The organism is Roseovarius dicentrarchi (assembly GCF_003316635.1).
GTDB lineage: Bacteria > Pseudomonadota > Alphaproteobacteria > Rhodobacterales > Rhodobacteraceae > Roseovarius > Roseovarius dicentrarchi.
Genome location: NZ_QNQP01000001.1, coordinates 250,710 through 276,824, shown reverse-complemented (window position 1 = coordinate 276,824; position 26,115 = coordinate 250,710). Strand labels below are relative to the sequence as shown.

Here is a 26,115-nt window from a genome sequence, read left to right as displayed (position 1 = left end):
GTTGTGACCGACACGAATGGCGTGGTGACGCTGCATGCAACGGCCGTTGCGATTGGCGGACATGCGGCGCTGATACGGGGGGCTTCGGGACGCGGGAAATCCGGGCTGGCGCTTCAGTTGATTGGGCTGGGTTGCGCGCTTGTGTCTGACGACAGGACGTTGTTGTGGCGTGAAGCCGATCGGTTGCTGGTGGATGCCCCCGCTGCAATCCGGGGCCGGATCGAGGCGCGTGGGGTCGGTATTCTGAACGCGCCCGCGGCGGGGCCGCATCCGGTTGCCCTGGTGATTGACATGGATGCCCCCAGGCCCGCGCGCCTGCCAGAGCCCGAGCAGGAGGCATATCTGGGCGTCAGCGTGCCCTTGGTGCGCGCAAGCGCCGCAGCCCATTTTCCGGCTGCGATCTATCTGTATTTGTTACATGGACGATTTGCGTGAAAGATGCGGGAATGACTGACGGAATACAGTTGAAGCAGGGGCAGGGCGCGCCGGTGATGCTGATTACCGGCCCGTCCGGTGCAGGACGCAGTACCGCGATCCGGGCGCTTGAGGATATGGGGTATGAGGCGATTGACAACTTGCCGCTGGGTTTGCTGCCACGGCTGCTGAGCGCGCCGCCGGGCGACGGGCAGCCGCTGGAGCGGCCTTTGGCGCTGGGAGTTGATACGCGCAACCGCGATTTTTCGCCTCAGGCGCTGATTGATGCGGTTGCAACGCTGGGCGCGTCGAAGGCCGGGCAGGTGCAGCTGTTGTATCTCGATTGCCGTTCCGACGTGTTGTTGCGGCGGTTTTCCGAGACGCGCCGCCGCCACCCGCTTGCCCCGACGGAAAGCGCGCAGATCGGGGTCGCGCGCGAATTGGCCCTGTTGCGCCCGGTCAGGGCGCGCGCCGATGTGCTGATCGACACCTCGGAATTAAGCCCGCACGATCTGCGTGCGGAGCTGGAGCGATTGTTGGTGCCGCGTGGCGGCGGCCGTCTGGCGGTGTCGATCCATTCGTTTTCCTACAAGCGCGGATTGCCGCGGGGGGCCGATATGGTGCTGGATTGTCGCTTTTTGCAAAACCCATATTGGCAGGAGCCGCTGCGGCCCCTCGATGGGCGTGCGCCGCAGGTAGCAGAGTTTGTGATGGCCGATCCGCGTTTTGCGACGTTTTTTGCACAACTCACCGGTATGTTGGACCATTTACTGCCCGGATATGAGGCCGAAGGGAAATCCTATCTGTCGATTGCGCTGGGCTGCACGGGTGGGCAGCACAGATCTGTCGCAGTTGCGGAAACTTTGGCGCGTACCCTTGCAGATGGTGGCTGGCAGGTGTCAACTAGGCACCGTGAACTTGAGCGGCACGCGACCATTGCGGACGCGTCATAACGCGCATTACCTATAAAAGGATGCAAGGGCGTTGATTGGAATCGTCATTGTTGCCCACGGGGGCCTGGCGCGGGAATACCTCGCAGCGGTCGAGCATGTGGTCGGCCCCCAGAATGGTGTGCGCGCCATTTCGGTCGATACCAATGACGACCGTGCCGCCAAGTCCGAGGAAATCACCCAAGCGGCCCGCGATGTGGACAGCGGCGCCGGCGTTGCGGTGGTGACGGACATGTTCGGCGGCTCGCCGTCCAACCTGTCGCTGCCGGCCTGCCGGACCGGTGACCGGCGCATGCTGTATGGCGCGAACCTGCCCATGCTGATCAAGCTGGCCAAAAGCCGCGACAAACCATTGCCCGACGCCGTGCGCGATGCGATATACGCGGCGCGCAAATATACTGACAGCCAAAATATTTCAGTGGAAGATTGAGCCTATGTCCGCAGTAGTGACACGCAAATTGCAGATCGTGAACGTCAAGGGTTTGCACGCGCGCGCCTCGGCCAAACTGGTCGAGGTGGTGGAAGGGTTCGATGCGACTGCCGAAGTGTCCCATGACGGCCAATCGGCCAGCGGTGACAGCATTATGGGGCTTTTGATGTTGGCAGCCGCGATGGGAACCACTATTGACGTCGAAACCCGGGGCCCCGATGCACAGGCGCTGGCCGATGCCATTGCTGCCCTTGTCGCGGCCCGGTTCGGCGAGGATATGTAGCGCGGCGCGCCGCGTTCAGGACGGAATGGAACGGTCCCACTTGGTGAATGAGCAACGCGATCAGGGCGATCAGGCATCCGCTGGGGCGGGCAGTCATGCGGATGATGCGGATACCCGCATGATGACGTTCCCCAAATATGATCGCCGCAGTCTGACCTATTCAAATTCTTTCGATGCACCGCTGACGGCGTCGATCATTCGCGGAATCGAATGGTTGACCGGCAAGGTCTCGATCATCCGCATGATCCGCGAATTCGAGCGGCGCGGCGCCCCGACCGGGCAGCCGTTTTGGCGCGCGTCGCTGGATACGATGGGCATCGACCTTCTGACGCCTGAGGCGGAGCTGGACAACATCCCCCGCGACGGGCCTGTGGTGGCGGTGGCAAACCATCCCCATGGGTTGGTTGACGGGATGATCCTTGCCGATCTGATCGGGCGGCGCCGCACGGATTACAAGATTCTGACCCGCGCCCTGCTGACCGGCATTGACGAGGTGGCGGCCAGCTACATGATCCCGGTGCCATTCCCGCACGAGCCGGACGCGCAACGCAAATCAGTGGAAATGCGCGCCAATGCCATGGCGCATCTGAAGGAGGGCGGGCTGATCAGTGTCTTCCCCTCCGGGGTTGTCGCGTCGTCGGACACGATGTTCGGCCCGGCGATTGAGCGGGAGTGGAACGTGTTCACCGCGCAGATGATCCGCCGGTCGGGTGCCAAGGTGGTCCCGATCTATTTCCCCGGCGCCAACAGCCGATGGTATCAGATCGCCAATCGCGTGTCGCCCACACTGCGTCAGGGGCTGTTGCTGCACGAGGTGGTGCATAGCTGCAACCGCCCGCAAAAGCCGGTCGTCGGCGCGCCTGTTTCTGATGCGCGAATGCAAATGCTGGCCAGTGATCCGCGCGGCTTCATGACGTGGCTGCGCGCGCACACCCTGTCGCTGGGCGGCGAGCGAACGCAGTAATGCGGCGGCGATGGACGCCGTGCGCTGGTTGCGCTATCAGATCAGGCGAACACCCTAATACGAAGGCGCATGTATGTCTGGCCACGGCACCCCCATCCCCATGAGTTCGGCCAAATGCGGCCCCCTGACCGGCACGGCGGATGTGCCGGGGGACAAGTCAATTTCGCACCGCGCGCTTATTCTGGGCGCAATGGCGGTGGGCGAGACGCGGATCACCGGCCTTCTGGAGGGCGAGGATGTGCTGGATACTGCCCGCGCCATGCGGTCCTTTGGCGCCGAGGTGACGGATCTGGGCGGCGGCGCGTGGTCGGTGCATGGCGTTGGGGTTGGCGGCTTTGCCGAGCCTGAGAATGTGATCGACTGCGGCAATTCCGGCACCGGCGTGCGGCTGATCATGGGGGCGATGGCGACCTCGCCGATCGCGGTCACCTTTACAGGCGATGCATCGCTGAACAAACGCCCGATGGCGCGCGTGACCGATCCGCTGGCGCTGTTCGGGGCGCAGACCGTGGGCCGCGCGGGCGGGCGCCTGCCGATGACCATCGTGGGCGCAGCCGACCCGGTGCCGGTACGCTACACGGTGCCCATGCCCTCGGCGCAGGTGAAATCGGCGGTGCTGCTGGCCGGGCTGAACGCACCGGGCGAAACCGTGGTGATCGAGCGCGAGGCAACCCGCGATCATACCGAGCGGATGCTGGCCGGGTTTGGCGCCCAGATCACAACCAACGAGACCGAAGAAGGCCGCGTCATCACCCTGACCGGCCAGCCCGAGCTGCGTCCGCAGACAATCGACGTGCCGCGCGATCCCAGCTCGGCCGCGTTTCCGGTCTGTGCGGCGCTGATCGTGCCCGGCTCGGACGTGTTGGTGCCCAATATCGGCCTGAATCCGACGCGCGCCGGGCTGTTCACCACGCTGCGCGAGATGGGCGCCGACCTGACCTATGAAAACGAGCGCAGCGAAGGGGGCGAGCCTGTGGCCGATCTGCGCGCGCGGTTCTCACCGGACATGAAGGGGATCGAGGTGGATCCGGCGCGTGCCGCGTCGATGATCGACGAATACCCGGTCCTGTCGGTCGTCGCCGCCTTTGCCGAAGGTGCGACTGTTATGCGCGGCGTGTCCGAGCTGCGCGTGAAGGAATCCGACCGGATCGAGGCGATGGCAACCGGCCTGCGTGCCAACGGTATCAACGTGGAAGACGGACCGGACTGGTGGATTGTACACGGCCGCGGCCATGGCAATGTTCCCGGCGGCGCGACCTGCGCCAGCCATTTGGATCACCGGATTGCGATGTCGTTCCTGATTTTGGGAATGGCAGCAAATGCGGCAGTGAGCGTGGATGATGGCGGACCGATTGCAACATCATTCCCGATATTCGAGCCGCTGATGGCCAAGCTGGGCGCTCAAATCAGCCGCAGCGTTTGAAGCCGGCGCCGTATTTGAGTATTTCGAGGAAGATGAAAGCAGGGCGCGCCGGATCTCGGCGCGCCCCTTTTTGTATCTAGTTCAGTGCCTTGTCGGACACTGCGTGGGTCCAGGCATCATCGCCGGGATGTTCGGTGATGACGGGATCTGATCCGCCGGACAGGAGCGATTCAATCGTGCGCTCGAAATCTGCCGGGTCCAGCGTCCCATTGCTTCCGGCGGTCAGTTTGGCGACCTCTTTCATCATGAAAACCTGATGCGCTTCGGTCTGGGCGCCGCTGGCGTCGTTGTCCAGAACGATCAGAGCGGCCTCTTCCGGGTTTTCTTCGGCCCACTTCCAGCCCTTCATCGACGCACGGACAAAGCGCGCCATTTTATCGACGAATTCGGGATCGTCCAGATTGTCACCCCGCACATATAGACCATCCTCCAACGTGGCGACGCCTTGATCCTCGTACTTGAAAACAACGAGCTCTTCGGGCGTCAGCCCCGCATCCAGAACCTGACCGTATTCGTTGTAAGTCATCGTCGAGATGCAGGCAGCCTGGCCCTGAAGCAGCGGATCGACGTTGAACCCTTGCTTCAGAACGGTGACGCCGCCATCCGATCCGTCGGTGGCAAGCCCGAGCTTGCTCATCCAGCTGAGGAATGGATATTCATTGCCGCTGAACCAGACGCCCAATGTCTTGCCGGGGAAATCCTCGGGGCTGTTGACGCCCGTGTCCTTGCGACAGGTCAGCATCATGCCCGACGATTTGAAGGGCTGCGCGATGTTCACCAGATCCAGCCCCTTTTCGCGGCTGGCCATGGCGGACGGCATCCAGTCCACGACCACATCGGCGCCACCACCGGCGATGACCTGCGCCGGGGCAATGTCCGGGCCGCCCGGCTTGATCGTGACGTTCAGATCCTCCTCGCCGTAGAATCCCTGATCCTGCGCCACGTAATAGCCGGCGAACTGCGCCTGCGTGACCCATTTCAGTTGCAGCGTTACGTCATCGGCCGCAGTCGCCGCCCCTGCCGCGCTGAGTGCCAGCGCCCCGAGGCCAAGTGCTGCAAGCTTTGATTTATTTTTCATTGTTCTCTCTCCCTGTTATTTGGTGGCCGTTTCACACGTGTTCACGCCCGGCTCCGCTGCGAAGGGTGCCAGAATGTCAGCGCCTTTTCCAGCAGCGCGATGCCCCCGTAAAACGCCGACCCAGCGATTGCCGCCACGACAATTTCGGCCCAGACCAGATCCATCGCCAACTGCCCGACCGAGATGGAAATGCGAAACCCCATGCCCTTGGTCGGTGAGCCGAAGAATTCGGCGACGATAGCTCCGATCAGCGCCAGCGTTGTCGCGATCTTGAGGCCATTAAAGATGAACGGCATGGCCGCAGGCAGGCGCAGTTTCAGCAGCGTCTTCCAATAGCCAGCCGCATAGGTGCGCATCAGGTCACGCTGCATCGGGCCGGTATCGTTCAATCCCTCAACGGTGTTTACCAGCATGGGGAAAAACACCATCACCACCACGACTGCCGCCTTGGATTGCCAGTCAAAGCCGAACCACATCACCAGGATCGGGGCAAGGCCGATGATCGGCAGGGCCGCCATGAAGCTGGCCACCGGCAACAAGCCGCGTTGCAGGAACGGAAACCTGTCGATCGCCACAGCCAGCAAGAATGCCGCGCCGCATCCGATGATGTATCCGGTCAATGCCCCCTTGATCACGGTCTGCACAAAATCGCGCCACAGCGTTGGCAGAGATCCGGCGAAGGTCACTGCGATCTGGCTGGGCGGCGGCAAGAGGATGGGCGAGATTTCCAGCCCATGCACAAGACATTCCCAGATCACGATAACCGTCACGCCGAATATGACAGGCCCAGCCAGCCCGGTGGCCCGGCTGGCCGGGCGCCGCGCCAGACGGGCGTTGATCTGCCGGCCAAGAAACCAGACAATAATTGCTGCGACAAGCCACCCCATCACACCAGCCCCATCCGTTTGAGCGTGACACGCTGAACCAGAGCGATCACGCCGACCATCAGCGCGGCCAGCGCGGCGGCGGTCAGAAGGGCGCTCCAGATCTGAACGGTCTGGCCATAATAGCTACCCGCCAGAAGGCGCGCGCCAAGGCCGGCCACCGCGCCGGTCGGAAGCTCGCCCACAATCGCGCCGACAAGGCTGGCAGCGATGCCGACTTTCAGCGAGGCGAAAAGATACGGCATCGAAGAGGGCAGCCGCAGTCGCCAGAAGGTTTGGGCAGGGCTGGCGTTCCACGTGCGCATCTGGTCCAGCTGCATGGCGTCAGGGCTGCGCAGCCCCTTGACCATTCCGACGACCACAGGAAAGAAAGAAAGATACATTGAAATCATTGCCTTGGGGAGCAGTCCAGAAATACCGACGGCATTCAGGACGACGATGATCATCGGCGCAATCGCAATGATCGGCACCGTCTGACTGGCAATGACCCACGGCATGACGCTTAGGTCCATCGTCCTGTTGAAAACAATACCAACGGCCAAGGCGATGCCCAGAGCGGTGCCAAGCGCAAAGCCCAGGATCGTCGCGCTGAATGTGACCCAGCTGTGATAGATCAGCGAGCGCTTGGAAAATCCGCGGCCCTTCAGCACCATCGCGCCGGTGGTGTCCCAGATTTCCGCAGCAACCTGATGGGGCACCGGCAACTTGGGTTTTTGCTGGCTCCAAGTATCGGCAACCAGATCAAGCTGGCTCAACTCAACGCCCGCACGTTTTGCTTTGTCATGCGCCCAAGGGGCATTCAGCATGATTGCGGCTGCATACCAAACTGCAAGAATCATCAAAATGATCGTCAGGATCGGCAGAACGTTGCGCATCAGACCCCCCTGACTTTCATCTTGGTGAAAATACTCACTTCAACTGCGCTGCCGCACTCAATTTCCCTGAGTAATTTAAGGAAGATGAAAGCAATCGGTGTTCCTATGGACCTGCAATACAGGCTGGAGAGCCGATGACCCTGAAAGGTGAAAGTGCGGCTGCCACCATGACCGGCCAGGGCAGGCTGCGGGATGCCGCGATCAGTCATCGCCGTGCCCTGCACGCAGCCCGTCGCGGACGCGATGGGAAATTTCGATGAATTCGGGACTGTCGCGGATATCCAGCGGGCGGTGCCGGGGAAGGGGGCTTTCTATGATGTCGGCAATGCGGCCGGGACGGGGGGACATGACGACGATGCGGGTCGACAGATAGACGGCTTCGGGGATGGAGTGGGTGACGAAGCAAATCGTTTTGCCGGTGCGGTCCCATAACTGCAAAAGCTGTTCGTTCAGGTGGTCGCGCACGATTTCATCCAGCGCGCCGAACGGCTCGTCCATCAGCAGGATATCAGCGTCGAAGGCAAGGGCGCGGGCGATGGACGCGCGTTGTTGCATACCGCCCGACAGCTGCCATGGGTATTTTTTCTCAAAACCTGCCAGTTCGACAAGGTCCAGCACATCCGCGGTGCGCTGCTCCTGCTCGGCGCGGGAATAGCCCATGATCTCCAGCGGCAGCCGTATGTTGCCGCCGATCGTGCGCCACGGATAAAGGCCGGCGGCCTGAAAAACGTAGCCATACGCACGCTGTCGCCGGGCCTCTTCCGGAGTGACGCCGTTCACGGTAATCGTGCCGGCGGTCTGCTGTTCAAGGTCGGCCATGACGCGCAGAAAGGTTGTCTTGCCGCAGCCGGAGGGGCCGATGAAGCTGACGAAATCACCTTTGTGAACGTCCAGATTCACGTCTTTGAGGGCGTGAACCGGGCCGTCATTTGTCTCGAATGTCAGGCTGAGGTTGTTGGCGCTTATGACAGGTTCAGACATTTGCAACCCTCCAGCGCGCAAAGACGCCATCGACAGCGGCAAAGTCTGATGCACCCATCAGCGCGCCGGGGGTGTCGGCCTTTGACGCAACAGATCGCGTTGCCAAGGATTGCCAGACGGCAGACGCAAGCGCCGCACAGGCTGCCCGGAACGTGAAGCACAGCGCGCCCGCACAAAATGCAGCAGCCATCAAATTCCCGCCGGAATGTTCAGTGGATCACGCTGGATCATCTTGGGAGAATTCAGCGCTTTCCACTTGCCAAGCGCGGTGTGGGCTGACGGGAAAGCGGGGCGTGGCACGAAGCGGCCACGGCCGGGTTGTGGTTGTGAGTTTTGGCCCCAGGCCCAGATGACCTCGCCGCGCGACAGGGTGAAACGACTGTTGGCGGTCACTTCAAATCCCTCAAACACGTTGTAATCGAGGATCGAGTGGTGATTGGCGGGGCTGATCGTCTTCGTGATCTTGGGATCCCAGACCACGATATCGGCATCGGCACCTTCGACAATGGCGCCCTTTTTCGGGTAGATATTCAGGATCTTGGCCACGTTGGTGGATGTGACAGCGACAAATTCGTTCGGTGTCAGGCGCCCGGTTTCAACGCCGGTGGTCCACAAGACCGGAAGACGCTCCTCCAGCCCGTTGGAGCCATTGGGAATGATGCGGAAATCGTCGCGTCCGGCGCGCTTCTGCTCGGTCGAGAAGGCGGCGTGATCGGTGGCGACCACTTGCAACGATCCCGATTGCAGACCGGCCCAAAGCGAATTTTGGTGTTCCTTGTTGCGGAAAGGCGGTGACATGACGCGGCGGGCGGCATGATCCCAGTCGGTGTTGAAATACTCGGATTCGTCCAGCGTCAGGAACTGCACGAGCGGTTCGCCATAGACGCGCATGCCCTTCTGGCGGGCACGGCGGATCGCCTCATGCGCCTGCTCGCAGCTGACATGCACGATATAAAGCGGCACGCCCGCCGCATCGGCGATGCAGATGGCGCGGTTCGCGGCCTCGCCCTCGAATTCGGGGGGACGGGAATAGGCGTGGCCCTCGGGGCCTGTGATGCCCTGATCGAAATATTTCTGCTGCATTTCCGCAACCAGGTCGCCGTTTTCGGCATGCACCATCGGCAGCGCGCCCAACTCGGCACAGCGCTTGAAGGACGCGAACATTTCGTCGTCCTCGATCATCAGCGCGCCCTTGTAGGCCATGAAATGCTTGAAGGAATTGACGCCCATATCGACGGCGTCTTTCATCTCGTTGAAAACGCTCTCGTTCCAGCCGGTGATCGCCATGTGATAGCCGATGTCGCTACAGATCTGCGGCGCGGATTTGCGGTGCCATTCATTGATCGCGTTCTTGATGCTGCCATCGGCGCCGGGCAGGCAGAAATCGACCAGCATCGTGGTGCCGCCGCAAGCTGCGGCCCATGTGCCGGTCTCGAACGTCTCTGCGGCGGTTGTGCCCATGAAGGGCATTTCCAGATGGGTGTGCGGGTCAATCCCGCCCGGGATGACATAGGCGCCCGAGGCGTCGATATATTCGTCGCCCTTCAGATCCTCGCCGATCTGCTTGATCGTCTCGCCCTCGATCAGGACGTCGGCCTTCCACGTGCGATCGGCGGTGCAGACAGTGCCGCCCTTGATGACTTTGGTGGTCATTGTAATTCTCCCTGAGCTTCGCGCGGCGTCTTTTTGCGCCGCTTTGGCTATCCCGCAGGATATGATCGTGTGTGTGGTTCAGTCGGCAACACCCGCCGTTTCAACAACCGCGTGCAACAGCACGTCGGCGCCCGCGCGCGCCCAGTCCAGTGTGATTTCCTCGGCTTCGTTATGCGACAGACCGTCCACGCAGGGGCACATCACCATTGCCGTGGGCGCGACCTGATTGATCCAGCAGGCATCGTGGCCCGCGCCCGAGATCAGATCCTTGTGCGAATAGCCCAGACGCTCGGCAGCGGAGCGGATGGCGCTTACGCAACCGGCGTCGAATTCGACAGGGTCAAAACCGCCGACCTTCTCGAACGTCACCTGCAATTCCATTTCATCGCAAATCTTTTGCGCGGCATCCTTCATCTGGGCGACCATTTCGGTCAGCGTATCGATATCGGGCGAGCGGAAATCGACGGTGAAGACGGCCTTGCCGGGGATGACGTTGCGCGAATTGGGAAACACCTCTAGCGCACCGATTGCGCCGACGGCGTTTGGCGCATGGGCAAGGGCGATCTGATCGACCTTCTCCATCACCCGCGCCATGCCCAGCCCGGCATTGCGGCGCATCGGCATCGGGGTGGAGCCGGTATGCGCGTCGCGTCCGGTGATCGTCACCTCGGTCCACTCCAGTCCCTGACCGTGGGTGACGACGCCGATATCCTTGCCTTCGGCCTCCAGGATCGGGCCCTGTTCGATGTGCAGTTCGAAAAAGGCATGCATCTTACGTTCGCCAACCGGCTCGTCGCCTTTCCAGCCAATGCGTTTCAGCTCATCGCCGAATGTTTTTCCATCCACATCCACGCGCTCATTTGCCCATTCCTCGTCATGCACGCCGGCAAAGACGCCGGAGGCCAGCATGGCGGGCGCAAAGCGGGTGCCTTCCTCGTTCGTCCAGTTGGTGACGACGATGGGGTGCCTGGTCTTGATGTCCAGATCGTTCAGGGTGCGCACCAGTTCCAGCCCGGCCAGAACGCCCAGCACACCATCATATTTGCCGCCCGTGGGCTGCGTGTCCAGATGGCTGCCGACATAGACCGGCAGCGCGTCGGGGTCCGTGCCTTCGCGGCGAAAGAACATGTTGCCCATGGTGTCAAGGCCCATGGTCATGCCCGCACCCTCGCACCAGGATTGGAACAGCGCGCGGCCTTCGGCATCCTCGTCCGTCAGTGTCTGGCGGTCGTTGCCACCGGCGATGCCGGGGCCGATCTTGGCCATGTCCATCAGGCTGTCCCACAGGCGCTGGCCGTTGATCTTGAGGTTTTGTGCGGGTGCAGCCATGTCTGTGCCTTCCTTGCGTGGTCGCTGGATCGTCTTTTACCAAATGGTCAACTTAACGATTGCGCACGCTCCCGCGCCTGTCAAGAATAGTGTTGAGCGAGTTTTGCACATGTGCCGGTTTGCGCGGACATGTGCGGCCGGAAACAGGGGAGGGGCGTAATGGGCGACGCAGGCGATGATGGGACCGCAAGGCGCAGCCGTATCCAGAAACGCAATCGCGCGCGGATTATCGAGGCGGCGCTTGATGTGTTTTCCCAGCATGGATATCGCGGCGCCACATTGGACCAGATTGCCGAGCAGGCCGGGCTGAGTAAGCCGAATATTCTGTATTATTTCAATGGCAAAGAAGAGATTCATGTGACGTTGCTGAATCAGCTCATGGATCGCTGGCTGGCTCCGCTCCGCCGTCTGAACCCTGAGGGCGAGCCATTGGAGGAGATCCTGACCTACATTCGGCGCAAGTTGAAGATGAGTCAGAAATACCCGCGTGAAAGCCGGCTTTTCGCCAATGAGATCCTTCAGGGCGCCCCTCGAATCGCCCCGCATCTGGATGGTGATCTGAAGCCGCTGGTGGACGACGCCGCAAGAACGATCCAGCGTTGGATCGACGCGGGCCGCATCGCACCCACGGACCCGCAACATTTGATATTTTCCATCTGGGCCACCACGCAGCATTACGCCGATTTCGAGGCGCAAGTCGGCGTCCTGATGGCGGGGCGCGATGCGACAGACGGCGCCGAAGCGTTTCTGATGACGCTCTATACCCGCCTGTTACGCGCCGATTCGGATTAGAATTGCGTTAATCTTGATGCCAGATTGAATTTGGTGCCCGCAGCTGCGGGTTTTATGGTGGGGGTGGGTGAGGGCTCCGTGGGGGAGCGAAATGTCGGGGTTATATCGTCAAGGATTTATCTATGAAAATTCTGCTGCGGCTGATCCTGCCGCTGCGCGGTTGCGCACGGATCAACTGATGCGCGCAGTGCGTGTTGCCGCTGCCTTGGGCAGTGGGCCAGTTCCGCGCGTGACGGCCGTGTCAGGGCAAATATTGGACGCCGATGATCTGGGCGGGGATGGTGCGCGCGTCATCGAAGATCGCACCGATCATTATCGGCGCCGTTAATCTTGGGTTCATCTTGTTCTTGCAAGATGTTTGCCATGCAGAACCTTAGCAGAATCACAGAACCGGAGTATTGGCTTGATCAGATGTTTGCGGCCAAAGCCGCGCGTTGCGGCGGCGTCGTACGCCGGTCTCAGGCGTGGGTAGACCGCGAAGTGGGGCGCGAAACCTTCGTTCAGGCGGTGCGCAAGCGTGGATTTCACCTGATACGCACCGCCGATCAGTTCATTGTTGTGTGCCACAACGGCCCGATCGAAGTGATATTTTAAGAAAATTCGCGAATTTTCTCCAGTGAGATTTTTCGCGAAAAATCTGACTCATTCGGCGGCGCAGACGCCTGGGTTGTTGGGGTGTGTCGTCCAGTTGGCATAGTCTGCCTCGACAACTTTGCCAGTGCGGGGGTCTGTTGTGCCGGGTGCCATCTGCTCCATCGTGATGCAGTTTTCGACCGGACACACATTGACGCACAGGTTGCACGCAACGCATTCAGCGTCGATCACTTCGAATACGCGGTCTTCGGACATCGAAATAGCCTGATGCGACGTGTCCTCGCAGGCAGCAAAGCAGCGGCCGCACTTGATGCAATCGTCCTGATTTATGACCGCCTTGGCGACATAGTTCAGGTTCAGATCCTGCCAGTTGACGGTGTTTGGCACAGCACGGCCCACAATTTGCGATGTGGATGTCAGATCTTTTTCGTCCATCCACTGGCTAAGACCTGAAATCATCTCTTCGACGATTTTGAACCCGTAGGTCATGGCCGCCGTGCAAACCTGCACATTTCCTGCGCCCAGCGCCATGAATTCGGCAGCGTCGCGCCAGGTGGTGATGCCGCCGATGCCGCTGATCGGCAAGTGTCGCGTGGCCGGATCGCGGGCGATTTCCGCAACCATGTTCAGCGCAATCGGTTTCACCGCAGGCCCGCAATAGCCGCCATGGGCACCTTTGCCGTCGATCGTCGGCTGCGGCGCAAAAAGGTCCAGATCAACCGAGGTGATCGAGTTGATGGTATTGATCAGACTGACCGCATCGGCGCCCCCTTCCATCGCGGCCTGTGCGGGTTTGCGGACATCGGTGATATTCGGCGTCAGCTTGACGATCACCGGCAAATCCGAGTGTTTCTTGCACCAATGCGCAACCTGCCCGACATATTCCGGCACCTGGCCCACCGCGCTGCCCATGCCGCGCTCGCTCATGCCGTGGGGACAGCCGAAGTTCAGTTCGACCCCGTCACATCCGGTATCCTCGACGCGGCGCAGGATCTCGCGCCAAGCGTCCTCGTTTACGGGCACCATCAGGGACGCGATCAGGGCGCGGTCAGGGTAGTCCCGCTTGACGCGCTTCATTTCCTCAAGGTTCACCTCCAAAGGGCGGTCGGTAATCAGCTCGATGTTGTTCAGGCCCAAAAGCCGCCGGTCCGCGCCGTAGATCGCGCCATAGCGCGGTCCGTTGACGTTGACGACGGGCGGGCCAGCCTCGCCCAGTGTCTTCCAGACCACGCCGCCCCAGCCTGCATCGAAGGCGCGGCGCACGTTGTATTCCTTGTCCGTCGGCGGCGCGGAGGCCAGCCAGAAGGGGTTCGGCGATTTGATTCCGATGAAGTCGCTCGTGAGGTCAGCCATCTTATGTCTCCCTGTCTTGCGTGTCGGGCCTTAGCCCGCGTTCGTCAGACTTGCGTGAATATCCATTGCGGCGTCGCGGCCCTCGGCCACGGCCGTGACGGTCAGATCGTCGCCGCCCGCAGCACAGTCACCGCCTGCCCAGACACCCTGCATCGAGGTGCGTCCGGCGCCGGTGACAGCGATCTTGCGGCCTTCCAGATCCGGCAGGGCATCACCCTGCAGCGACTGACCGATTGCCTTGAAGACCTGATCGGCGGCAAGGCGAAAGGTCTGGCCGGTCGGGTTCAGATCGTCGTCGGTATATTCAAACTCGATCTCGCGCACGGCGCCGTTGCCGATGATGCCGCGCGGTGTGGCGCCTGTGATGATCCGAACGCCGGTCGAGGCAGCCAGATCCTGCTCGAACGGGCTGGCGTTCATGCGCTCGCGGCCGCGCCGGTAGACCAGCGTGACGTTCAGTGCGCCCAGCAGCTTTGCCTGCACGGCGGCGTCCACAGCGGTCATGCCGCCGCCAATCACCACCACATCGCGGCCGATGGGTACGTTTGAGACGTCGCCTGCCTGTCTGAGGTCGGCAATGAAATCGACCGCATCGCGCAACCCGTCCTTGTCTTCGCCCTCAAGGTTCAGCGCGTTCACACCGCCCAGCCCGATGCCCAGGAACACAGCGTCATAGTCTGATTTCAGCTGTTCCAGCGTCAGGCTCTCGCCCAGGCGCTGGCCGGTCTGTATGTCGATCCCGCCGATTTTCAGCAGCCACTCAACCTCGCGCGCGGCAAAGTCATCGGGGGTTTTGTAACTGGCGATGCCATATTCATTCAGCCCGCCGGGTTTTTCACGTGCGTCAAACACGGTGATATCATGTCCATGCATCGCCAGCCGGTGCGCGCAGGCAAGGCCAGCAGGCCCGGCGCCCACCACGGCGATGCGTTTTCCGGTTGGAGCCGCGCGGGTGAAGGGATGCACGCCGGCGTCCATCAGCGTATCGGTCGCGTAGCGCTGCAACTGGCCGATCAGCACGGGTTTGCCTTCGGCCACTTCGCGCACGCAGGCCTCTTCGCACAGGGTTTCGGTGGGGCAGACGCGGGCGCACATGCCGCCCATGATGTTCTGCGTCAGGATGGTCCGGGCGGCGGCCTCCGGCGTTCCGGTGGCGATCTGCCGGATGAACAGCGGAATGTCGATGGCGGTGGGGCAGGCCGTGATGCATGGGGCGTCATGGCAAAAATAACAGCGATCCGCCGCGACAAGCGCCTCGTGCCGGTCCAGCGGCGCGTGCAGATCCGAGAAGTTCTGAGCATAGTCTTCGGGGGGCAGTCGTCCGGCGGTTATGCCGGGGGTCAACGCGGTGTCTTTCATGGCGTCCTCCATCACGCAGGTCGGGTGGGGTGGCTGCATTCACTATTTCACAGTTTTTTATTTTATCAATTGGTAAAATATTGGGTGGCGATATTTTGTTGCGATTATCGGCTGTGCCATGAATGATTGCTGCGCTGCGGCGTTGTTAGGCGGGTGTTAAGGTTCAGGCGGTTAGGTTGGCATGATGAGTGATTTGCTGCGCTACCTGATCCCGCTCGCCGTGCTGCTGTGCAGCGCGTGCAATACGCCCGGCCCTGGCTTTCGCGGGGTTGAAGCGACGCGCATCACTGTCGCGGGCGCGACCTTCGATGTGCGTGTGGATGGCGCTCGCGCCGAGGCGATTCGCCTGGACCGGCAATGGGCGCCGCGCCTTGATTCAGTGGCGCCGCAGGGTGTTGCCGCGATCGAGCGTGTGTCGGGCTGCCGGGTCAGGCGGCTTGGCGGCGATGCTGCGCTGATGACGGCGCGTCTGGATTGCGGTCAGCCGCTGGCGCCCTTGCCACGCGGCAACACATATGACTGTGATGTTTACGCAATTACGGATGGACTGGCCGAGTTGACATGCGAGGGGGTGCGATACTGAAAAAGCGGTCCACCCGCCGCTGACGGGCGGTTTGGCAGCGCTTGAATAATGCGTATATTTGCGCGATAGCTGGCTTTGGGCAGCTTCGCCCGCGAGGATAGAGTCATGAATTACAAGGCACAGGGCGCCCCCAAGATGGGACGCAATGCCCCCCGCCACTCCGAACACAATGCGCCGGGGTCGGATAAGGATCCGTTTGGCCAGCGCTCGGGCGGGCGGCCCAGCAAGGCCGAACTTTTGGCACGTATGAAAGCAGCACAGGACGAGCGTAGCAAAGAGGGCAGCGACGACAGCTGAACCGTGCAAAGGAGCCTGTTACTGCCCGGTATTCACAGAGTTTTTTCCATGTAAACGCTAACGTCATTGGGCTGGTAGTCGCCAAAGCGGTCGCAGCGTGTGAAGCCATGGCGCTCGTACAGACGGATGGCGCTGGCCAGGGCTTCGCCCGTTTCAAGCCGCAAGAGTGGCACCTTTAAACTGCGCGCATGATCTTCCAACGCGCGCAGCACGGCGGCGGCAACACCGCGCCCTCTGGCCTCGGCGGCGGTAAACATGGATTTGACTTCGCAGTAACCGTCCATCTGCACCACGGCGCCCGTTGCCAGAACCGTCCCGCCATCGCGGGCCGTGATAAAATGAACCTCGGGCGCGCACAGCGCCTCAAACCCGAGGAAAAAGTTATCCTCGGGCGCGAACAGCTGCTGCATCAGCGCATGGCTTTGCTCCAGCAGCGCGCGCGGCGCAGGGTCAAGCGGGTTGGCAGGGGCGACGATTATCATGAGGCCAGATGTGGCGCGCCCTTGCGGGCAAAGTCAAGCGGGGCGCTGCGCGCGTTTCGCATTGACAGCCCGCCCGCCCGGTCACCACATTGCGCCGCAAAGCTGAACAGACACAACCAGAACGGACCAGACCCCCCTTGCGATTTTCCAAGCTCAGACTGACCGGCTTCAAAAGCTTTGTCGACCCGACCGATCTGATCATCGGTGACGGGCGCACCGGCGTTGTCGGCCCCAATGGCTGCGGCAAATCCAACCTGCTGGAGGCGCTGCGCTGGGTGATGGGCGAAAACCGGCCCACGGCGATGCGCGGCGGCGGCATGGAAGACGTGATTTTCGCCGGGACCAGCTCGCGCGGGGCGCGCAACTTTGCCGAGGTCACGATTCACATCGATAACGCGGATCGTCTGGCGCCTGCGGGTTTCAACGACGCCGATCACATTGAAATCGTGCGCCGCATCACCCGCGACGTCGGCAGCGCCTATCAGGTCAACGGCAAGGATGTGCGCGCCCGCGACGTTCAGATGCTGTTCGCGGATGCCTCGACCGGGGCCCATTCGCCCGCACTCGTTCGGCAGGGGCAGATCTCCGAGCTGATCAACGCCAAGCCGAAATCGCGCCGCCGCATTCTGGAGGAAGCCGCGGGTATTTCCGGCCTCTATCAGCGCCGCCACGAGGCGGAGCTGAAGCTGCGCGGCGCCGAGGCCAATCTGACACGCGTCGATGACACGGTGGACCAGCTGGCCGCGCAACTGGCGACGCTGGCCCGGCAGGCCCGGCAGGCGGCCCGGTATCGCACCATCGGGGATGCCCTGCGCGCCGCCGAGGGCCTGCTTCTCTATCGTCGCTGGCATGAGGCGGATCAGGCGCTGGCCGCCGCCCGCGCCGAACTGCGCGAGCGGATCACGGCCACGACGCGCGCCGAAACAGCCGCGCGCGCGGCGGCCAAGGCACGCATCGGCGCCGAAGAGGCGCTGCCGGGTCTGCGCGAGGAGGAGGCGATCGCCGCCGCTGTGCTTCAGCGCCTGACCGTTGAGCAGGCCAGCCTGACCGATCAGGCCACCGCCGCCCGCACGCGCATCGAAACGCTGGAAGGCCGCATTGCGCAACTGGACCGTGACTTTGCCCGCGAGGCGGAGCTGAATCAGGACGCGGACGACACGATCACGCGCCTTGGCGCCGAAGAGGCGGAACTGGCCGATGCCGATGAGGGCCATGAGGATATGCTGGACGCTGCCGCGGAAGCGGCAACTGAGGCAAGCGAGGTTTTGCAGGAACGCGAAAGCGATCTGGCCATCCTGACCGAGGATGTCGCGCGCCTGTCTGCCCGGCACCAATCTGCTGCCCGGCTCGTCTCTGACAGCCGCAAAACGCTGGACCGCAGCGAGGCTGAGGCGTCGCGCGCCCGCGCCGCAGTCGAGCAAAGCCGCGCGATGATGGACACCGCCGGCCGCGATTTCGAAGCCGCGAGGGAGGCCGAGCAGACGGCCCGGCAGGCCGCCGATGCCGCTGAGGCCGCGCTGATCGCTGCCGATGAGGCCCGCAGCGAGGCGCAAACGCGCGAGGCGGATGCGCGCGCCGAGCGCAGCGCCGCGGACGGTGAATTCAGCGCGCTCAGCGCCGAAGTGTCAGCGCTGGCCCGGATGCTGGACCGGGATACGGCAGAAGGCGGCCAGATACTGGACCGGCTGCAAGTGCAGCAAGGCTATGAAAAGGCGCTGGGCGCCGCGCTGGCCGATGATCTGCGCGCGCCTCAGGTCGCGGCGGACGGGCCGTCCGGCTGGACGGAGTTGCCGGATTATCCGCAAGCTCAAACCCTGCCCGAAGGGGTGCCGCCCCTGACGCAAAACGTATCGGTTCCCGATGTTCTGGCGCGCCGGATGAGCCAGATCGGTCTGGTCGATTCAGATGATGGCCCGCGTTTGCAGGCGCTTTTGAAACCCGGCCAGCGGCTGGTCAGCGTCGAGGGGGATTTGTGGCGCTGGGATGGATTCCGCGCCTGGGCGGAGGATGCCCCATCCGCAGCGGCGCTACGCCTTCAGCAGCTTAACCGATTGGAAGAGCTGAAACAATTGCTGGAACACGCCACCGCCCGTGCGGAAGGCGCCCGCGCCGCGCATGACACGCTCAAGCGCCAGTTGGCCGAGCGGACCGAAGCCGACACAGCCGCCCGCGCCGCCCGTCGCAGCGCAGACAGCGCCATCGGCGACGCCTCCCGCGCGCTCAGCCGCGCCGAAGCCGATCGGACGCTGGCCGCGTCCAAGCAGGAGGCGCTGGGCCTCGCCGTGACCCGGCATGAGGAGGACGCGATGGCCGGCCGCGCCCAGTTGGCGGAGGCCGAGGCCGCGCTGTCGGCGCTTGGCGATCTGGACCAGGAACGCGCCCGCGTCGACGACGTCAAAACCGCGGTAGAGGCTGCGCGCATCACCATGATGTCGCGCCGCGCGGCCCATGACGAGCTGCGCCGCGAGGGCGACGCCCGCGTGCGCCGCCGGCAAGACGTGGCGCGCGAGCTTGCAAGCTGGCGCACCCGGCTTGAAACGGCCGAAAAGAGAAGCGCCGAATTGATCGCGCGCAAGGACAGCGCTCAGGCGGAACTGGCGGAGGCGTCCGCGATACCGGCGGTTTTGGCGCAAAAGGCCGAGGCGCTGACGCAAAAGATTGCCGATGCGCGCGCGCGGAGCGATCAGTCCCGCACGGCGCTGGCTGCTGCTGACACCGCGCTGCGCGATGCCACGGAAACCGAACGCACGACCGAGCGCGCCGCCGGCGAGGCGCGCGAGGCGCGCGCCCGCAGCGAGGCACGCGCTGACGGCGCCAGCGAAGCAAGACGCGCCGCGCATGAGCGCATCAGGGACGAACTGGACTCAACGCCAGAGGCGCTGGCGGACACGCTCGCGGTGGATACTGAAAACATGCCGTCGCTGGACAGCATCGAGGCCGATGTAAACCGCCTGAAGCGCCAGCGCGACGCACTGGGCTCGGTCAACCTGCGCGCCGAGGAGGATGCCAAGGAGATCGAGGCAGAGCATGGCGCGCTGATATCGGAAAAAACCGATCTGGAAGAGGCGATCAAGGCGCTGCGCAGCGGAATCAGCAGCCTGAACCGCGAAGGCCGCGAGCGCCTTTTGGCGGCGTTTGATCAGGTAAACACCAACTTTTCCACCTTGTTCAAGCATCTCTTTGGCGGCGGCGAGGCCAATCTGGTACTGGTCGAAAGCGACGATCCACTGGAGGCCGGTCTGGAAATCATGTGCCAGCCGCCCGGCAAGAAACTGGCCACGCTCAGCCTGCTTTCAGGGGGGGAGCAGACGCTGACAGCCCTCGCGCTGATCTTCGGGGTGTTCTTGGCCAACCCCGCACCCATTTGCGTTCTGGATGAGGTCGACGCGCCACTGGACGATGCCAACGTCGCGCGTTTTTGTGATCTTCTGGACGAAATGTGCCGCCGTACAGAAACACGGTTTTTGATTATCACCCACAACGCCGTCACGATGAGCCGTATGGATCGCCTGTTCGGCGTCACAATGGCCGAGCAAGGCGTGTCTCAATTGGTTTCAGTTGACCTTAAAAAAGCCGAGGAAATGGTTGCTTGATCTGTAACGCAAAAATACGTCGTTCGTGTTTTGAAGCAAAGATTGCCCCTTCAATCTGGAGCGCCTGATACGGGCGATCTCTGTAATCTGGGGGCGCCATTGAAGTCTGACTAATCGAAAACCTTCAAGGAGTGATGAGCAAAGCCTACAAGCGGTTCAAAAGATCACGCGTTGGCCAGGCATCTGCCGGTAGTCCCAATTCCTGCTGGACATCCTGAACAGCAGCGCGCGTTCCTGCGCCAAGGATTCCATCAATCTTGCCCACATCATATCCACGCTCGGACAACTTTTGCTGCAACTGTTTCATCTGGCTTGACGCCAGACCGGGCGCAGGTTGGCCGGCCGTCATGATCGGCGCACCTTCAAGCCGGGTGGCGAAATAGGCTGCGGTCAGAACGTAAGTATAGCTTTGATTCCATTCAAAAAGGACCTGAAAATTAGGATAAGCGATAAACGCGGGCCCGCTGCGTCCTTCGGGCAGCAAGATATTTGCGGGCAGGTCTGCCGCGATCTCACCGGTCCGGGCGCTCACGCCCAGCGCCTTCCATTCCGCCCCTGTCTTTGTGGTGCGCAATCCAGTCAGGGACCAGTCGAGGGTTTGGGGCACGGCAACTTCCTGTAACCAAGGCTCGCCTGCGCGCCAGCCCAGGCTTTGCAACATGCGCGCACCGGACATCAACGCGTCCGGCGCGGAAACCTTTAGCGAAACCCGTCCGTCACCATCACCATCCACACCGTTGTCCAGAATATCCTGTGGCAACATCTGCACCATGCCGATTTCGCCGGCCCACGCTCCGGTGGTCCGTGCCGGATCAAAGCTTCCCTGCTCGAACAGGCGGAGTGCCGCAAGAACCTGAGGACGGAACAGTGCCGGGCGGCGACAATCATGGGCCAATGTCACCAGTGCATTCAACGTGTTAAAATCGCCCTGAAACCCGCCGAAATCTGTTTCGAAAGCCCAGAAAGATAGCAAGATACCCCGATTGACGCCATATTGTCGGTCAATTCGGTCAAAAACGGTGCTGTTGGTTTTCGCTTTGGCCTTTCCTGTGTTGAGGCGATTAGATGAAATAAGATGTCGCGCGAATTCGGTAAATGGTTTCTGGAATACGCCCTGTGCCTGGTCCGCTTGCAATACCTTTGCATCCTGGCGCACATGGCTGAAGAAACTGTTAACAGTCGCCGGATCGTGGCCTTGGTCTATCGCGTCCTGCTTCAAATCCGCGACAAAGTCGCCAAAGTTTCCACCACATGGTGTGGCCAATGCGGGCGCAGCGCTTAGCGCAATGGCGGCCATTATGTGCAGAAAACGCATGTTTGTCCTCGTTTGAATTAAATTGCTGCCAAGACGTGCAAGTTGCTGCCGGTTTGAAACGGAAATTTAACGATTATGAGGCCATTCTTGGGCAACGTGCAGGTCTTTAGAGGAAAAGAATGAAAAGGAGCGCGATGGAAAAAACAACTGACCAAGCTTTCCACAGCACCGTAACCGCGGCATCGATATGCAGCGGTCTGGGGTTTTTCGAACCATTCGGATTGACGAAAGGATGCATCTGCATCTTGCCGTGATACGCACGTGGACCTGACAGCGCGACGCCGATTGCGCGTGCCATGGCCGCTTCGGGCCAGCCGGCATTCGGTGAGCGGTGCTGCCGTGCCTCGGTCGCTATGTCGGACCATACGGGCCGTGGGCGGGATAGGGCCGAGATGAGCAGAGCGCTGATGCGGGCGGGAACAAGGTTCATGAAATCGTCGAGACGTGCTGCTGCCCAACCGAATTGCGCGTGGCGGGGCGTCAGGTGGCCAATCATACTGTCGGCCGTATTGACCATCTTATACAGTATCAGCCCCGGCAACCCACCGATGCCAAGCCAGAAGAGAGGTGCGATCACGCCATCACTGAAGTTTTCAGCCGCCGATTCGATGGCCGCTCGCGTCACTGCAGGCGCGTCCATTTGGGCTGTATCCCTGCCGACAATCATGGCGACTGCCGCGCGCCCCTCCGGCAGGGACAGGCGCAATGCGGATGCGACGGCAGCCACATGATCGCACAAGGATCGCTGCGCGATTAAAATGGCCGCGATGACGGCGCTAAATATAACGCCGCCCTGCGACAGCAAAACGCCAATGGCGATCGCGGCAGTGCCAAGCAGGGCAATAGCCGCGACACCCTTCGCGCGGCGCGCGGTGCCAATGTTCCACCTGCTGTCCAGTGCGTCGATGGCCCGGCCCATCAAAACCGCTGGATGAGGCAATTTTTGCCACAGCCAGCGCGGCTCGCCCAGCAAGGCGTCCAGCGCCATGGCGATTGTCACGATTGCAGCGATGCTCATAGTCTCAACTCCTACCTCTCGTGCACAATTCCAGCGTGATACAGGCGGATACTTGCCGAAGCCTGCGACCAAGGGGGCGTCTTCGCGCCAGCTTTGGACCTGCCTCATTCAGCAGTAGGTTTGCAATGAGAATTGCGAAAGACTAAACGCTCCTGTTCTTGCGGCGCGGTTGCTGGACGGGCGCTTCGATGGTGGACGATGTGGGTGTGTTGGGGATTGCGATGAACGTTCTTATTGTCGAAAGCGATCCTGATCTGGGACGGTTGTGGCAGCGCCACATGGAGCGTCAGGGGCTGACTGTGCGTCTGGAGGCTGACCAGCAACAAGCGATTTCGGCGCTTCAGACAGCCTTCTTTGCCGTCATCGTCCTGGATCTGGTCTTAAGTGACGGCAGCGCGCTGGCGGTGGCCGATTACGCCAGCTACAAACATCCCGAGGCGCAGATCATCTTCGTCAACAGCACCTCTTTTTTCTCTGACGGCTCTATTTTCGAGCTGTGCTCGAATGCGCGCGCATTTGTTCACAACAGCACCCCGCCCGAAGACCTGGCGACCATGGTGGCGCATTATGGACGGCATAGCCCGGATACAGTTTGAGGCATGCAAAAGCGCGACGTCCGAAATTTTTCGGAGATCTTAACTTGATTGGAACCATTTTGCCTGCATCCTAGACAGGAAGCCAAGAGCGCGGGAGGAATGGTCATGGAATCGGGTTTACCCAGTGAGGTGCAACTTGGACTGGATGCCGCGCGCCGCGCTGCCTGTCTCAAAAGCCACCGTTTGAGGGTTGAGGTAGACGGTAAGGTTTACCGGATTCTGCGGGCATGGCCGGGCGGATTTGCCGTGGATGCCGCCGATGCGCCGCATCTGCGCGGGCGGGTGGATCTGTTTGACGGGGCGCGTCATATTTCGCAATGCCTGATTGTCGCTGCGGCGGAGGAGGGGGGCGAGTGGCATTTCGACTATAAGCGCGTGACTGATGCATCCGGAAATCAGCCGCTGGACTTTGAGCGTGCGCCGGACCGCCCGGCCGGGCTGCTGGAGGATTTCAGCAGCTGAGGCCGGGCAGGGTTCGAGTGCGCAGCCGGGCGTCGATGTGTCCCGATCATGCAAGCCGGGGCCGGTACGCAATCGTTTGCTCGCTTCTCGCCTATTGACCGTACGGTTATTGGAGATCCTCAAATGCGGCTTGCAGCCGCTGAACCGCTTCGACAATGCGCGCGCGGGGGGTTGCGATGTTGAAGCGAAGGTAGCTGTCCCCGCCTTTGCCAAAGGTCGGTCCGTGGTTGGCGGCGATGCGGGCGCCGGATTGCACGCGGTCGATGATGTCGTCCTGAGCCATGCCAGTGCCGCTGAAATCCACCCATGCCAGATAGGTCGACTCAAGCGGCATTGATGTAACACCCGGGATGGCGTTCACGCCGTCGTCAAATATCTGGCGGTTGCCGTCCAGATACTGCACCAAGGCATCGACCCAAGCCGCACCTTCGGGGGAATAGGCCGCCTCGGTCATGAATAGGCCAAAGGAGTTGGCCGACAGGCCCATCGCTGCCATGCGTGCCGCAAAACGAGTGCGCAGATCGGGATCGGGAATTATCACGTTGCCGGTGTGCGATCCGGCGATGTTGAAGGTCTTGGTCGTGGCGGTCATCATTACCAGTCGATCTTCGACGCCGCCTATATTAGCCATCGGAATGTGGCGGTGACCCGGCATAACCAGATCGTGGTGAATTTCGTCCGATACCAGAAGCAGGTCGTGACGCCGGGCAAAATCGGCAACGCCCTGCAATTCGTCCGCCGTCCAGACGCGCCCGCCGGGGTTGTGCGGTGAGCAAAGGATCAGCAGCGTCTCGTTGCCGGTCATCTGCGCGTCCCATGCGCTGAAGTCCATCCGGTACTTGCCCGCCTCCAGGGCCAGTTGGCATTCGATCACCTGGCGCCCCGCCGCTTTGATGACGCGGGCGAATGCGTGATACACCGGCGTCATCAGAACGACGCCGTCGCCGGGCCGGGTAAATGCGTCCAGACACATCGCCGTGCCGTTGACCAAGCCATGCGTGGTAAAGATCGCATCCTTGTCCAGCGTCCAGCCGTGCCGCTCTTTCATCCACCATTGAATTGCGGCGCGGTAGGCGCCCTCGTCTCCGAAATAGCCGTAAACGCCGTGGTCATGCATCGCCTTGACCGCGTCCGACACGCATTGCGGCGGGCGGAAATCCATGTCGGCGACCCACATCGGGATGCCGTCCTGCGGGCTGACGCCATAAATCGGCTCCATCATGTCCCATTTGCTGGAATGTGTGCCGACGCGGTCGATTATTTCGTCGAAATTCATGGTGCCACCTCCGTTTTGTCGCCCGGCGCGACGCTAAACGACCTGCGGGCAAGCGCAAGGGCCGTTGCACCCGTTGCGCTGGGGCTGCGGGTGGCCTACATGCATTTCCATGAAAATGCCGATCCTGATCCATCCCGACCCGCGCCTGAAAAAGCTCTGCGATCCTGTCGCGGATGTGACGGGCCAAATGCACGCTCTGGCCAAGGACATGCTGGAGACGATGTATGACGCGCCGGGCATTGGCCTGGCCGCGCCGCAGGTCGGCGTGCTGAGCCGCCTGATCGTCATGGATTGCGTCAAGGAGGAGGGCGCCGCGCCCGAACCTGTGGTCATGTTCAACCCGGAAATCACCGCCGTGTCCGACGCGATGAACGTCTATGAGGAGGGGTGCCTGTCCATCCCCGACCAATATGCCGAGGTCAAGCGCCCCGCCGAGGTGGAAGTGCGCTGGATCGATATGGACGGCGACGAGCAGACAGCCGGGTTTGACGGCCTGTGGGCGACCTGCGTCCAGCACGAGATCGACCATCTGGATGGCAAGCTGTTCATTGACCATATTGGCCCGATGAAGCGGCAGCTGATCACGCGCCGGATGCAAAAGTTGAAGCGCGAAATGGCGCGGGGTTAGGGCATATGGCCGTGCGCCGCTGCATCCCCTGGCCGGACAAGCGGCTGCGCATGTCCGCGGCCTCGGTGGACGCGATCACCGAGGATACGCTTGCGCTGTGGGACGACATGATCGACACGATGGAGGCGATGCCGGGCGTCGGGCTTGCCGCGCCGCAGATTGGCGTGATGCTGCGTCTTGCCGTGGTCGATGCCAGCGAGGCGCGCGGTCAGGCGATCCGCATGGCCAACCCCGAGGTGCTGCATGCCAGCGTCCAGTTCCGCCCGCATGAGGAAGCCAGCCCGAACCTGCCCGGCCTGTCCGCGCTGGTTGCGCGGCCCCGTGCCGTGACGGTGCGGTTCATGAACGCGGATGGCGCTGTGGAGGAGCGCGATTTTGTCGGGCTATGGGCCACCTCGGTGCAGCATCAGATCGACCACCTGAACGGTCGCATGTATTTTGACCGCCTGACAAAACTGCGCCGCGACATGCTGTTGCGCAAGGCGCGAAAGCTGGCGGGGTAG

The 26,115-nt window shown here is 61.9% G+C and carries 28 protein-coding genes; 15 read left to right on the top strand and 13 right to left on the bottom strand.

The window, feature by feature from the left end:
- Positions 1-3: 3 nt before the first annotated feature.
- The 6 genes from DQ230_RS01320 (at position 4) to aroA (ending at position 4,464) form a co-directional block, all read left to right on the top strand.
- Entirely contained in the window at positions 4-435 is a 432-nt protein-coding gene (locus DQ230_RS01320; protein ID WP_238987382.1) for an HPr kinase/phosphorylase, read from the top strand.
- Positions 436-446: 11 nt separating this feature from the next.
- Positions 447-1,367, top strand: coding sequence for an RNase adapter RapZ (rapZ, locus tag DQ230_RS01315; protein ID WP_113910679.1), 921 nt, complete (start codon positions 447-449; stop codon positions 1,365-1,367).
- 31 nt (positions 1,368-1,398) lie between these two features.
- Positions 1,399-1,794: a PTS sugar transporter subunit IIA gene (locus tag DQ230_RS01310; RefSeq protein WP_113910678.1), complete on the top strand. Its 396-nt coding sequence runs from the start codon at positions 1,399-1,401 to the stop codon at positions 1,792-1,794.
- Positions 1,795-1,798: 4 nt separating this feature from the next.
- Positions 1,799-2,077 carry an HPr family phosphocarrier protein gene (locus DQ230_RS01305; protein ID WP_113910677.1) on the top strand — a complete coding sequence of 93 codons (279 nt, stop codon included), beginning with the start codon at positions 1,799-1,801 and terminating at the stop codon, positions 2,075-2,077.
- 118 nt (positions 2,078-2,195) lie between these two features.
- Positions 2,196-3,041: a lysophospholipid acyltransferase family protein gene (locus tag DQ230_RS01300; RefSeq protein WP_338050491.1), complete on the top strand. Its 846-nt coding sequence runs from the start codon at positions 2,196-2,198 to the stop codon at positions 3,039-3,041.
- Positions 3,042-3,114: 73 nt separating this feature from the next.
- A complete protein-coding gene (aroA, locus tag DQ230_RS01295; protein ID WP_113910676.1) occupies positions 3,115-4,464 on the top strand; it encodes a 3-phosphoshikimate 1-carboxyvinyltransferase in 1,350 nt (449 codons plus the stop codon).
- A 76-nt stretch (positions 4,465-4,540) separates the two neighbouring features.
- On the opposite strand, the gene DQ230_RS01290 is transcribed toward aroA, so the two are convergent.
- From DQ230_RS01290 to DQ230_RS01260, 7 genes are all read right to left on the bottom strand, one after another.
- Positions 4,541-5,542, bottom strand: a complete 1,002-nt coding sequence (locus DQ230_RS01290) for an ABC transporter substrate-binding protein (protein WP_113910675.1) — start codon at positions 5,540-5,542, stop codon at positions 4,541-4,543.
- A gap of 41 nt (positions 5,543-5,583) precedes the next feature.
- The gene (locus DQ230_RS01285; protein WP_113910674.1) at positions 5,584-6,429 is read right to left on the bottom strand and encodes an ABC transporter permease; all 846 of its coding nucleotides are present in this window, start codon (positions 6,427-6,429) and stop codon (positions 5,584-5,586) included.
- Positions 6,429-7,301, bottom strand: coding sequence for an ABC transporter permease (locus DQ230_RS01280; RefSeq protein ID WP_420820880.1), 873 nt, complete (start codon positions 7,299-7,301; stop codon positions 6,429-6,431). The genes DQ230_RS01285 and DQ230_RS01280 overlap by 1 nt, the downstream gene beginning before the upstream one ends.
- On the bottom strand, positions 7,301-7,510 hold the full coding sequence (locus tag DQ230_RS01275) for a hypothetical protein (protein WP_113910672.1): 210 nt from the start codon (positions 7,508-7,510) through the stop codon (positions 7,301-7,303). Before DQ230_RS01275 ends, DQ230_RS01280 begins: the two co-directional genes overlap by 1 nt.
- Entirely contained in the window at positions 7,503-8,282 is a 780-nt protein-coding gene (locus tag DQ230_RS01270; protein ID WP_113910671.1) for an ABC transporter ATP-binding protein, read from the bottom strand. Before DQ230_RS01270 ends, DQ230_RS01275 begins: the two co-directional genes overlap by 8 nt.
- 189 nt (positions 8,283-8,471) lie before the next feature.
- Positions 8,472-9,935 carry a dihydropyrimidinase gene (hydA, locus tag DQ230_RS01265; RefSeq protein WP_113910670.1) on the bottom strand — a complete coding sequence of 488 codons (1,464 nt, stop codon included), beginning with the start codon at positions 9,933-9,935 and terminating at the stop codon, positions 8,472-8,474.
- A gap of 78 nt (positions 9,936-10,013) precedes the next feature.
- Positions 10,014-11,264: a Zn-dependent hydrolase gene (locus tag DQ230_RS01260; protein WP_113910669.1), complete on the bottom strand. Its 1,251-nt coding sequence runs from the start codon at positions 11,262-11,264 to the stop codon at positions 10,014-10,016.
- A gap of 159 nt (positions 11,265-11,423) precedes the next feature.
- On the opposite strand from DQ230_RS01260, the gene DQ230_RS01255 reads away from it, so the two are divergent.
- Together DQ230_RS01255 and DQ230_RS01250 are read left to right on the top strand one after the other, a co-directional pair.
- Complete coding sequence (locus DQ230_RS01255; RefSeq protein ID WP_113910668.1) at positions 11,424-12,056, top strand: TetR family transcriptional regulator C-terminal domain-containing protein; 633 nt, start codon at positions 11,424-11,426, stop codon at positions 12,054-12,056.
- Positions 12,057-12,419: 363 nt separating this feature from the next.
- Positions 12,420-12,650 carry an N-(5'-phosphoribosyl)anthranilate isomerase gene (locus tag DQ230_RS01250; RefSeq protein WP_113910667.1) on the top strand — a complete coding sequence of 77 codons (231 nt, stop codon included), beginning with the start codon at positions 12,420-12,422 and terminating at the stop codon, positions 12,648-12,650.
- Positions 12,651-12,698: 48 nt separating this feature from the next.
- Here DQ230_RS01250 and preA read toward each other — a convergent pair whose 3' ends face one another.
- Both preA and DQ230_RS01240 read right to left on the bottom strand, forming a co-directional pair.
- A complete protein-coding gene (preA, locus tag DQ230_RS01245) occupies positions 12,699-14,003 on the bottom strand; it encodes an NAD-dependent dihydropyrimidine dehydrogenase subunit PreA (protein ID WP_113910666.1) in 1,305 nt (434 codons plus the stop codon).
- A 30-nt stretch (positions 14,004-14,033) separates the two neighbouring features.
- Positions 14,034-15,362, bottom strand: a complete 1,329-nt coding sequence (locus tag DQ230_RS01240) for an NAD(P)-dependent oxidoreductase (RefSeq protein WP_113910727.1) — start codon at positions 15,360-15,362, stop codon at positions 14,034-14,036.
- A gap of 181 nt (positions 15,363-15,543) precedes the next feature.
- Between DQ230_RS01240 and DQ230_RS01235 the strand changes: the two genes are divergently transcribed.
- Positions 15,544-15,945 carry a hypothetical protein gene (locus tag DQ230_RS01235; RefSeq protein ID WP_203227970.1) on the top strand — a complete coding sequence of 134 codons (402 nt, stop codon included), beginning with the start codon at positions 15,544-15,546 and terminating at the stop codon, positions 15,943-15,945.
- Positions 15,946-16,050: 105 nt separating this feature from the next.
- Positions 16,051-16,242 carry a cupredoxin domain-containing protein gene (locus DQ230_RS01230; protein ID WP_113910665.1) on the top strand — a complete coding sequence of 64 codons (192 nt, stop codon included), beginning with the start codon at positions 16,051-16,053 and terminating at the stop codon, positions 16,240-16,242.
- Positions 16,243-16,274: 32 nt separating this feature from the next.
- Here the strand turns inward: DQ230_RS01230 and DQ230_RS01225 are convergent, their stop codons facing one another.
- Positions 16,275-16,724, bottom strand: a complete 450-nt coding sequence (locus tag DQ230_RS01225) for a GNAT family N-acetyltransferase (RefSeq protein ID WP_113910664.1) — start codon at positions 16,722-16,724, stop codon at positions 16,275-16,277.
- A gap of 137 nt (positions 16,725-16,861) precedes the next feature.
- On the opposite strand from DQ230_RS01225, the gene DQ230_RS01220 reads away from it, so the two are divergent.
- A complete protein-coding gene (locus DQ230_RS01220) occupies positions 16,862-20,317 on the top strand; it encodes a chromosome segregation SMC family protein (protein WP_113910663.1) in 3,456 nt (1,151 codons plus the stop codon).
- A gap of 145 nt (positions 20,318-20,462) precedes the next feature.
- On the opposite strand, the gene DQ230_RS01215 is transcribed toward DQ230_RS01220, so the two are convergent.
- Positions 20,463-21,632 carry a lytic murein transglycosylase gene (locus DQ230_RS01215; RefSeq protein WP_113910662.1) on the bottom strand — a complete coding sequence of 390 codons (1,170 nt, stop codon included), beginning with the start codon at positions 21,630-21,632 and terminating at the stop codon, positions 20,463-20,465.
- Between the two features lie 106 nt (positions 21,633-21,738).
- Positions 21,739-22,650 carry an adenosylcobinamide-phosphate synthase CbiB gene (cbiB, locus tag DQ230_RS01210; RefSeq protein ID WP_113910661.1) on the bottom strand — a complete coding sequence of 304 codons (912 nt, stop codon included), beginning with the start codon at positions 22,648-22,650 and terminating at the stop codon, positions 21,739-21,741.
- Between the two features lie 221 nt (positions 22,651-22,871).
- On the opposite strand from cbiB, the gene DQ230_RS01205 reads away from it, so the two are divergent.
- Together DQ230_RS01205 and DQ230_RS01200 are read left to right on the top strand one after the other, a co-directional pair.
- Positions 22,872-23,246 carry a response regulator transcription factor gene (locus DQ230_RS01205; protein WP_113910726.1) on the top strand — a complete coding sequence of 125 codons (375 nt, stop codon included), beginning with the start codon at positions 22,872-22,874 and terminating at the stop codon, positions 23,244-23,246.
- 105 nt (positions 23,247-23,351) lie between these two features.
- Positions 23,352-23,708, top strand: coding sequence for a hypothetical protein (locus DQ230_RS01200; protein WP_113910725.1), 357 nt, complete (start codon positions 23,352-23,354; stop codon positions 23,706-23,708).
- A gap of 106 nt (positions 23,709-23,814) precedes the next feature.
- Here the strand turns inward: DQ230_RS01200 and DQ230_RS01195 are convergent, their stop codons facing one another.
- Positions 23,815-24,984, bottom strand: coding sequence for a MalY/PatB family protein (locus DQ230_RS01195; RefSeq protein WP_113910660.1), 1,170 nt, complete (start codon positions 24,982-24,984; stop codon positions 23,815-23,817).
- Between the two features lie 109 nt (positions 24,985-25,093).
- Here DQ230_RS01195 and def (DQ230_RS01190) point away from each other — a divergent pair, with 109 nt between their 5' ends.
- The gene (def, locus tag DQ230_RS01190) at positions 25,094-25,612 is read left to right on the top strand and encodes a peptide deformylase (protein WP_113910659.1); all 519 of its coding nucleotides are present in this window, start codon (positions 25,094-25,096) and stop codon (positions 25,610-25,612) included.
- 5 nt (positions 25,613-25,617) lie between these two features.
- Entirely contained in the window at positions 25,618-26,115 is a 498-nt protein-coding gene (def, locus tag DQ230_RS01185; RefSeq protein ID WP_113910658.1) for a peptide deformylase, read from the top strand.

Bases quoted from the DNA above. Each gene is read 5' to 3' on its own strand.
- preA (WP_113910666.1), bottom strand. From the start codon at position 14,003: ATGGCTGACCTCACGAGCGACTTCATCGGAATCAAATCGCCGAACCCC.
- DQ230_RS01260 (WP_113910669.1), bottom strand. From the start codon at position 11,264: ATGGCTGCACCCGCACAAAACCTCAAGATCAACGGCCAGCGCCTGTGG.
- DQ230_RS01205 (WP_113910726.1), top strand. From the start codon at position 22,872: ATGAACGTTCTTATTGTCGAAAGCGATCCTGATCTGGGACGGTTGTGG.
- DQ230_RS01225 (WP_113910664.1), bottom strand. From the start codon at position 16,724: ATGATAATCGTCGCCCCTGCCAACCCGCTTGACCCTGCGCCGCGCGCG.
- DQ230_RS01250 (WP_113910667.1), top strand. From the start codon at position 12,420: ATGCAGAACCTTAGCAGAATCACAGAACCGGAGTATTGGCTTGATCAG.
- cbiB (WP_113910661.1), bottom strand. From the start codon at position 22,650: ATGAGCATCGCTGCAATCGTGACAATCGCCATGGCGCTGGACGCCTTG.
- DQ230_RS01300 (WP_338050491.1), top strand. From the start codon at position 2,196: ATGATGACGTTCCCCAAATATGATCGCCGCAGTCTGACCTATTCAAAT.
- def (WP_113910658.1), top strand. From the start codon at position 25,618: ATGGCCGTGCGCCGCTGCATCCCCTGGCCGGACAAGCGGCTGCGCATG.
- DQ230_RS01305 (WP_113910677.1), top strand. From the start codon at position 1,799: ATGTCCGCAGTAGTGACACGCAAATTGCAGATCGTGAACGTCAAGGGT.
- DQ230_RS01290 (WP_113910675.1), bottom strand. From the start codon at position 5,542: ATGAAAAATAAATCAAAGCTTGCAGCACTTGGCCTCGGGGCGCTGGCA.
- DQ230_RS01285 (WP_113910674.1), bottom strand. From the start codon at position 6,429: ATGGGGTGGCTTGTCGCAGCAATTATTGTCTGGTTTCTTGGCCGGCAG.
- DQ230_RS01270 (WP_113910671.1), bottom strand. From the start codon at position 8,282: ATGTCTGAACCTGTCATAAGCGCCAACAACCTCAGCCTGACATTCGAG.
- DQ230_RS01280 (WP_420820880.1), bottom strand. From the start codon at position 7,301: ATGCGCAACGTTCTGCCGATCCTGACGATCATTTTGATGATTCTTGCA.
- DQ230_RS01215 (WP_113910662.1), bottom strand. From the start codon at position 21,632: ATGCGTTTTCTGCACATAATGGCCGCCATTGCGCTAAGCGCTGCGCCC.
- def (WP_113910659.1), top strand. From the start codon at position 25,094: ATGAAAATGCCGATCCTGATCCATCCCGACCCGCGCCTGAAAAAGCTC.
- hydA (WP_113910670.1), bottom strand. From the start codon at position 9,935: ATGACCACCAAAGTCATCAAGGGCGGCACTGTCTGCACCGCCGATCGC.
- rapZ (WP_113910679.1), top strand. From the start codon at position 447: ATGACTGACGGAATACAGTTGAAGCAGGGGCAGGGCGCGCCGGTGATG.
- DQ230_RS01235 (WP_203227970.1), top strand. From the start codon at position 15,544: ATGATGAGTGATTTGCTGCGCTACCTGATCCCGCTCGCCGTGCTGCTG.
- aroA (WP_113910676.1), top strand. From the start codon at position 3,115: ATGTCTGGCCACGGCACCCCCATCCCCATGAGTTCGGCCAAATGCGGC.
- DQ230_RS01255 (WP_113910668.1), top strand. From the start codon at position 11,424: ATGGGCGACGCAGGCGATGATGGGACCGCAAGGCGCAGCCGTATCCAG.
- DQ230_RS01200 (WP_113910725.1), top strand. From the start codon at position 23,352: ATGGAATCGGGTTTACCCAGTGAGGTGCAACTTGGACTGGATGCCGCG.
- DQ230_RS01240 (WP_113910727.1), bottom strand. From the start codon at position 15,362: ATGAAAGACACCGCGTTGACCCCCGGCATAACCGCCGGACGACTGCCC.
- DQ230_RS01230 (WP_113910665.1), top strand. From the start codon at position 16,051: ATGAATTACAAGGCACAGGGCGCCCCCAAGATGGGACGCAATGCCCCC.
- DQ230_RS01275 (WP_113910672.1), bottom strand. From the start codon at position 7,510: ATGACTGATCGCGGCATCCCGCAGCCTGCCCTGGCCGGTCATGGTGGC.
- DQ230_RS01195 (WP_113910660.1), bottom strand. From the start codon at position 24,984: ATGAATTTCGACGAAATAATCGACCGCGTCGGCACACATTCCAGCAAA.